This is a genomic window from Streptomyces sp. adm13(2018), assembly GCF_008042145.1.
Classification (GTDB): Bacteria; Actinomycetota; Actinomycetes; order Streptomycetales; family Streptomycetaceae; genus Streptomyces.
This window is the reverse complement of sequence record NZ_RDBH01000107.1, coordinates 1-7,217: the sequence shown is the minus strand read 5'-3', so window position 1 is coordinate 7,217 and position 7,217 is coordinate 1. Positions and strand designations below refer to the sequence as shown.

General features: G+C 71.7%; 6 protein-coding genes and 2 pseudogenes. 3 read left to right on the top strand and 5 right to left on the bottom strand.

Annotated features, from left to right (window positions below):
• Positions 1 to 234 precede the first annotated feature (234 nt).
• Positions 235 to 843 carry a hypothetical protein gene (locus EAO70_RS09705; protein WP_148002604.1) on the bottom strand — a complete coding sequence of 203 codons (609 nt, stop codon included), beginning with the start codon at positions 841 to 843 and terminating at the stop codon, positions 235 to 237.
• A gap of 283 nt (positions 844 to 1,126) precedes the next feature.
• Between EAO70_RS09705 and EAO70_RS09700 the strand changes: the two genes are divergently transcribed.
• Positions 1,127 to 1,825 carry a hypothetical protein gene (locus EAO70_RS09700; protein WP_148002603.1) on the top strand — a complete coding sequence of 233 codons (699 nt, stop codon included), beginning with the start codon at positions 1,127 to 1,129 and terminating at the stop codon, positions 1,823 to 1,825.
• An 88-nt stretch (positions 1,826 to 1,913) separates the two neighbouring features.
• Here the strand turns inward: EAO70_RS09700 and EAO70_RS09685 are convergent.
• Together EAO70_RS09685 and EAO70_RS09680 are read right to left on the bottom strand one after the other, a co-directional pair.
• Positions 1,914 to 3,521, bottom strand: a pseudogene (locus EAO70_RS09685) (sensor histidine kinase).
• Positions 3,518 to 4,204, bottom strand: coding sequence for a response regulator transcription factor (locus EAO70_RS09680; protein ID WP_187283823.1), 687 nt, complete (start codon positions 4,202 to 4,204; stop codon positions 3,518 to 3,520). The pseudogene EAO70_RS09685 and the gene EAO70_RS09680 overlap by 4 nt, the downstream one beginning before the upstream one ends.
• A 214-nt stretch (positions 4,205 to 4,418) precedes the next feature.
• Here EAO70_RS09680 and EAO70_RS09675 point away from each other — a divergent pair, with 214 nt between their 5' ends.
• A complete protein-coding gene (locus tag EAO70_RS09675) occupies positions 4,419 to 5,570 on the top strand; it encodes a UDP-N-acetylglucosamine--N-acetylmuramyl-(pentapeptide) pyrophosphoryl-undecaprenol N-acetylglucosamine transferase (RefSeq protein WP_148002602.1) in 1,152 nt (383 codons plus the stop codon).
• A gap of 65 nt (positions 5,571 to 5,635) precedes the next feature.
• Positions 5,636 to 6,658, top strand: coding sequence for a GDP-mannose 4,6-dehydratase (locus tag EAO70_RS09670; protein WP_148002605.1), 1,023 nt, complete (start codon positions 5,636 to 5,638; stop codon positions 6,656 to 6,658).
• A 180-nt stretch (positions 6,659 to 6,838) separates the two neighbouring features.
• On the opposite strand, the gene EAO70_RS09665 is transcribed toward EAO70_RS09670, so the two are convergent.
• Both EAO70_RS09665 and EAO70_RS40290 read right to left on the bottom strand, forming a co-directional pair.
• A complete protein-coding gene (locus tag EAO70_RS09665) occupies positions 6,839 to 7,123 on the bottom strand; it encodes a WhiB family transcriptional regulator (RefSeq protein ID WP_148002601.1) in 285 nt (94 codons plus the stop codon).
• Positions 7,099 to 7,217: pseudogene (locus tag EAO70_RS40290) on the bottom strand (NAD-dependent dehydratase); the annotation flags it as partial. The pseudogene EAO70_RS40290 and the gene EAO70_RS09665, both read right to left, overlap by 25 nt.

The window sequence follows — 7,217 nt, the reverse complement described above, 5'->3', positions numbered from 1 at the left end:
ACCGGGTGGGCACAGAGCGGTCCCAGGCGGCTGCGGCCCGGTTCCAGAGACTGTCGATCGTCCCGGCGGGTGCGGCCTCCGCCGGCCTCGTACGGCTGAGCAGGCGTGCTTCGGTACGTGCCAGGGCTCCCGTCGAGGTGGGCCCGGCGCCTCCGCCTCCACCTGCGCCTCCGCCTTCGCCTTCGCCTTCGGAGACGAGTGCGGTACGGGCCCGGCTCAGCGCTTCCAGGGCCTTCAGGACTCGTAGGGGCCGCCCCGAAAGTACAGACCCCCGCGCGCTCGCGCACGGTCACCGCGCCCGTGCGCGGCATCGGAGCGGTCGGCAGGTGCCGTTCGTTCGGCCAGCGTCCGCAGCGTCTCCAGGCCGGCCAGTACCTCTGTGCGATTGTTCGACACCTTCATCCACGCCGGTAGCCGAGCGACCATCGACAGCGTCGGCTGCGTTGCGCCGCGCTCTCGCAAGCGCGCCCCGACGTAAGCGGACAGTTCGTCGATGTGCTCCTCGTTATAAGCCCACAAGACGTGACCGGCGCAACGGGTCTGCAGCCACAGAGGCCGTTGGAAGAACGGTTCCTCACTGCCGCCCAGCACCGCGCCGACCAGCCCGGCCCCCCGCACTTCAGGTTCCCAGTCGGCGACGGCGCCGCACCCTCCGCACGCCAGACGGCGCGGCAGGAACAGAAGCTGGCTGAGGTATCGGGGATCAGAGAGGTCCGGCCGAGGAATCACGAGAGCACGGCCCTCGCATCGCGGACAGACCACGAGCATCCGGCCCGCGAACCGAGCCAACCAGCCCCCTGAGTCGCGGTGACGACCGAGGTCAGTGCGCGGCTTGGAATCCATGGCGGACACCATCGCAGGTCCGCGACGAGTGCAGCTACACAATTGTCGAGCCCGCCCCACAGGTCACTACCAGTCACTCTGGATTTACGGCCGGGGGGGCACACGAGGGCCGATGTAGTTGCCTGGAGGCGGCCGCTGCCCAGTCTTAGGGCGCCATGAACTCTGGGCTCTCCAGTACTGCTCGTGATGGACCGGAACCCGACTGTCTTTTTCCGGATACTCCGCCCGAAGCGCGCTCCCTCCGTCATAGTGGGAGCAACACAGACGGATGGGGGGATCCTTCGTGATCACACAGGCGTACTTCAAGCCGGGGGACGTGACCGACCCGGCGGTCGCGTCCTTACGGGCCCGGATCGGCACCGCGATCGACAACAGCCCCGCACCAGGCACGGGAACCGTTCTCGAACGCCTCTCCTTCTGGTTGCAGCTCCCGGTCGACACGATGTTCTCCGGCATGCTGGACAGGCTCTGCGAGGCCCGCGGTCAGCGTGTGGGGACCGTCCTCAGCTCGGCCGCCGCAGGCGGGCTCTACCATCCCGCCGATCTGGCGGCGGCCGGGGACATCTCGGCCAAGTGGACCGCGATCGGCGACCGTCTGCACATCGACCGTGCCGTGACCGTCAAGGGCCCCACCGACCATGTCGGCGGATCCCAGAGCCTGTTCCTCCAGAAGAACGGCGCCGGATTCCACGTGATCGTGCTCCTCGCCACCGGCACCGACGACGGCCCGGGCGGACGCCCCTTCTTCCTGGCCTTCGACCCCGATGTCAGCGCCGAGAGGGAGACCCGGATGGCATGGACGACCAAGCAGACCGTCGGGAAGACCGCCACGAAGGTGCCCGCGCTCACTCACGCCGACGCCGTCACGATCATCAAGCGCATGCTCCTCGGCACCGAACCGAACGGCTTCGGCCCGCTGATCCGGAAGTACTACGTCAACACCGCCGAGCCCTTCCCCTCGGTCTCCTGGGCCGGCGAGTAGCCAGCGCGGCGAGCGGCGCGGTCGCGCAGGCCGTAGTCCCGCATCGACGGGATCGGCCCCTCTCACCGATCGCGACTGCGGCCTGCCGCTACCGGCTTTCTCCCTCAGGGGCGAACGTCAGCGTGAACAGCGCCCCGCCGCCCGGCGCCGCCCGCGCCGTCAGCTCCGCCCCGTGTGCGTGGGCGATCTGCCGGGCCATGGCCAGACCGAGGCCCGAGCCGGGCAGGGCGCGGGCCGACTGGGCGCGGTAGAAGCGGTCGAAGACATGGGGGAGGTCCGCCCGGGCCGTCGTCGGTGCCGGTGGCGAGGAGCACGATCACGTGGAATCCGGCGCCGTTCTTCTGGAGGAACGCGCTGGAGCGGGGCATCCGGGAAGTCACCGGGCTCGTCAACGACCTCATCGAACTCGCCCGGGACGAGGAACCACTCCCGCTCCTGGAGGACGTACACGTCGCCGAGCTGACGGAACACACGGTCGCCGTCGCCCGGACGCACTGGCCGCACACCCCGTTCCTCCTGGGGGTGGAGACGGGCGCGACACACGAGGTCAGACCGGGGGTCCCGGCGCGACTGGCCCGTCTGCTGACGAACCTGCTGGACAACGCGGCCAAGTTCAGCCCGCCGGGCACCCCGGTCTGACCTCGTGTGTCGCGCCCGTCTCCACCCCCAGGAGGAACGGGGTGTGCGGCCAGTGCGTCCGGGCGACGGCGACCGTGTGTTCCGTCAGCTCGGCGACGTGTACGTCCTCCAGGAGCGGGAGTGGTTCCTCGTCCCGGGCGAGTTCGATGAGGTCGTTGACGAGCCCGGTGACTTCCCGGATGCCCCGCTCCAGCGCCCCCGACGCCCGTGCGCGCTGGGCGGGCGTCAGCCGGTCGCCACGGGCCAGGAGCTCCGCGTTCGTGCGCAGCGCGGTCAGCGGCGTCCGTAGTTCGTGGGAGGCGTCCGCGACCAGTCGGCGCTGGGAGGTCACCGACTGCTCCAGCTCACCGAGCATCGTGTTGAAGCTGGCCGCCAGCCGGGTCACCTCGTCCTGCCGGCCCGGGGGGCCGGGCGGCAGCTCGATGCGGTGGCGCGGATCCCGGGTGGCCGCGATCCGTTCGGCGGTCGCGGTCAGCCGGGCCACCGGGGCCAGGCCCGTACGGGAGACGGCGTAGCCGAGCAGCCCGGCCAGCAGGACCCCCACCGCGCCGACCACCGCGAGCAGCGCGGCCGCCTGCCGCACGCTCTTCTCGACCGGGTCGGCGCGCAGGGCCACCTGGAGTGCCTGCCCGTCTCCGAACGGCGTGGTCAGCATTCGGAGCGGCTGCCCGAAGCGTTGGACGTTGCTGTAGTACGGGGCCCGCGCGCCCGCCGCGACCTCCCGTACGGGGGAGGAGACGGGCAGCAGATAGGGCTCGGCGGGGTCCGCCGCCGGGTCGGCGGGGACGATCTGGGCACAGGCGGGCGCGGAGAGGTAGCGGCACTCGCCCGCCACGATCTGCGGGCTTTCGCCGCGGTTCGCCTGGATGGTCCGGGTCGCGGACTGGGTGAGGGACAGGTCGAGCTGGTGCAGCAGCTCGTAGCGGATGACGAAGAACGCCGCCGTGCACACCCCGACCGCGACCAGCGCCACCGCCGCCGACGCCGCGAGCGCCATACGGGTACGGAGCGGTCGCCTGCGCCGCCAGCGGGCGCCCAGCCCGCGCACCCCGCTCACGCCAGATCCAGCCGGTAGCCGAGCCCGTGCACGGTGTGGACGAGGCGCGGCTCGCCGCCCGCCTCCAGTTTCCGCCGCAGGTATCCCACGTACACCGCGAGCGAGTTGGAGTCGGGGCCGAAGTCCTGGCCCCAGACCCGCTCCAGGATCACTTCGCGCGGCAGGACCTGGCCCGGATGGCGCAGCAGGAGTTCCAGCAGGGCGGCCTCCGTGCGCGAGAACTCCAGTGGCCGGTTGCCCCGCCGTCCGGTGCGGGTCACGGGATCGAGGGTCAGGTCGGCGAAGGCCAGGTCCGAGCCCGGCGCGGGCGGCGCGGCCCGCCGCAGCAGGGCACGCACGCGCGCCACCAGCTCGTCCAGCGCGAACGGTTTCACCAGGTAGTCGTCCGCGCCGGCCTCCAGACCGTCCACCCGCTCGCTCACCGAGGACAGCGCGGTCAGCACCAGGACCGGTGTGCGGTCCTCCATCGCCCGCAGCCGCCGGCAGACCGCGAGACCGTCCAGGACCGGCATCATCACGTCGAGGACCAGCGCGTCCGGCTGCCAGGCGGTCACCGCCGACAGTGCCTCCAGGCCGTCGCCGACGCCCCGGACCTCGTACCCCTCCACGCTGAGCCCGTCCTCGACGGCGGCCCGCACGTCCGGCTCGTCCTCGGCCACCAGGATCCTGCCCGTACTCCGCATGCTGCTCCCGCCACCACCCGCGCTCGCGCCCTGCCCACCGCCCGCGCTGCGTCCCGCGCCCGCGTCGCCCGCGCGGATGCTGTTCGCGCCGTTCATGCCGTTCGGGCTGTCCGCGCCGTTCATGCCAGTCACGCCGTTCATGCCGCTCATAGCGTGAAGCCTGCCAAACCGGACTCTTAGAACCCTCTTAACCCGCTTATCGAGAGTGGCGGCCATGCGCACACCACTCTCCGTCGTGATCGGTGCGGGCGGCACCGGCGGTCACATCTACCCCGGTCTCGCCCTGGCCGAGGCCCTGCGCCGCGCCGACCCCGAGACGGTCATCTCCTTCATCGGCACCGAACGCGGTCTTGAGACGACCCTGATCCCGGCGGCCGGATACCGGCTGCACACCGTCGACATGATCCCCTTCGATCCCGCGCTCGGCGCGAAACGCTTCCTCCTTCCGGCCGCGCTCCTCCGCTCGGGGGCCCAGGCCCGCCAGGTCCTGCGTACCCAGAAGGCGCACATCGTCGTCGGCATGGGCGGCTACCCCAGTGCCCCGGCGATCGTCGGGGCGAAGATGGCGGGACTGCCCAGCGTGATCCACGAGTCCAACGCGGTCCCGGGCCGGGCCAACCAGTTCGCCGCCCGCCTCACCCCCCACCTCACCGTCGCCTTCGACGGCAGCCGCGCCCATCTGTCGGGCGGCGAGCGGGCACAGACCGTGGGCATGCCGATCGCCGCATCCCTGGCTGCCCTGAACCGGCCGGCCCAGCGCGAGGAGGCCCGGCGCGCCTTCGCGATACCCCAGGGAGCCCGGGTCGTCCTCTTCAACGGCGGCAGTCTGGGCGCGGCCCGCCTCACTGCCGCCGCCGTGGGCCTCGCCGCCCGCTGGCGGGGCCGCGGCGACGTCCACCTCCTGATCAAGACGGGCCCGGCCGCACTCGCGGAGACCCGGAGAGGCCTCATCGAGGCCGGTGTCGGTCCCGTCGCCCAGGCGGTGCCCTACCTCGACCGGATGGACCTCGCCTACGCGGTCGCCGACCTCGTCGTCTGTCGCGCCGGCTCGGCCACGATCGCCGAGCTCGCCACGACCGGGGTGCCCGCCGTCCTCGTGCCGTACCCGCACGCCCCCGGCGACCACCAGACCCACAACGCCCGGGTCCTGTCCGATGCCGGCGCCGCCCACCTCCTCCCGGACGCCGAGACCACCTCGGACCGGCTCGCCGAACTGATCGACCCGCTGCTCGCACACCCCACCCGGCTCGCGGTGATGGGACGCGCCGCAGACCCGGGAAACCACGCCCACGCCGCCGACCTGCTCGCAGAGACGGTCATCCGACTGGCCGGACGACCCAGCACCGCAAGGGAGCTCACCCCATGACGAACCCGAACCCGAACACGAACGCGAACACGAACACGAACACGAACACGACCGAGGCCACGGCCATGAGCGCGACCACGACCACGACCACGACCATCGACTGGACCGGCCGCACCGTCCTCGTCACCGGAGCCGAGGGCTTCATCGGCTCCACCCTCGTCGACCTGCTCGTCCAACGCGGCGCGCGGGTGAAGGCCTTCGTCCACTACAAGCCGTATGCCGACAAGGGCCACCTCGCCCGCTACCTCGACGACCCGCACGGCCCGGTCGAGTTCATCGCCGGTGACGTCGGCGACGCGGGCCGGGTCATGGACGCCGTCGAGGGCTGCGACACCGTCTTCCACCTCGCCGCGCTCATCGGCATCCCCTACAGCTACGACGCCCCGGGCGCCTACGTCCGTACGAACGTCGTCGGCACCGAGAACATCGCCGAGGCCTGCCGCCGCCACTCCGTCCGACGCCTCCTCCACACCTCCACCAGCGAGGTGTACGGGACCGCGCTCACGGCCCCCATCAGCGAGGACCACCCCCTCCAGCCGCAGTCGCCCTACTCCGCGTCGAAGATCGGCGCGGACATGATGGCCCTGTCCCACTGGCACGCCTACGAGCTGCCGGTGACCGTCGTACGGCCCTTCAACACCTACGGGCCCCGTCAGTCGGCCCGCGCCGTCATCCCCACGATCCTCGCCCAACTGCACGCCGGAGCCCGAGAGATCCGTCTCGGCTCGCTGACCCCGACCCGCGACTTCACCTACGTCACCGACACCGCGGCCGGGTTCCTGGCACTGGCGGGCTGCGACCGGGCACTGGGGGAGAGCGTCAACCTCGGCACCGGTCGCGAGATCTCGATCGGAGACCTCGCGAAGGCACTCGTCATGGCCTCCGGCCGCGACGCCGAGATCGTCGTCGACCCGACGCGACTTCGGCCCTCCGGCAGCGAGGTGCACCGACTGCTCTCGGACAACACACGGGCCCGCACCTGGGCGGCCTGGGAGCCGGAAGTCGGCCTGGAGGAAGGCCTGGAGCGGACCTCGGCCTGGGTGGCGGAGCACCTGCACCTGTTCGCCCCTGGGCGCTACCAGGTCTGAGTCACCGCTACCAGGTCTGAGCCACCGTCACCGGGTCCGAGACACCGCCACCGGGCCTGAGGACACCGGTAGGTCTGAGAATCCGCCACCGGCCGCTGCCAGGGGCGTCCGGCCCGGCACCGCCGGACGCCCCGGCAGGACGGCACATCCCCGACTACGCCTCCCGAAGGAGAGTCAGCGTCAGGCGACTTCACGCTTCCGCGGTGACGCCCCCACCTCGTGCTCACGCCTGGCGGCCTCCAGGAGTCGGCTCCAGGACCGCACCAGGGGGCGACGCTTCAACAGGGCGCGCCTCTCCCGTTCCGTCATCCCGCCCCAGACTCCGTGATCGATCCGGTCGTCCAGAGCATGAGCCAGACACTCGACCCTGACAGGGCATCCGGTACACAGCGCCTTGACCTGGCTCTGCGCCGCCGACTCGGCGAACAGCTCGTCCGCGTGCGCCGCCCGGCACCGCGCCGACAACGTCCAGTGCGGACGTAGGCGCCCGGGGCGTCGTAGCTGTAGGGGATGCCGATGAGCGCGGCGAGGTGGAAGACGGTGTCGCAGCCCTCGACGG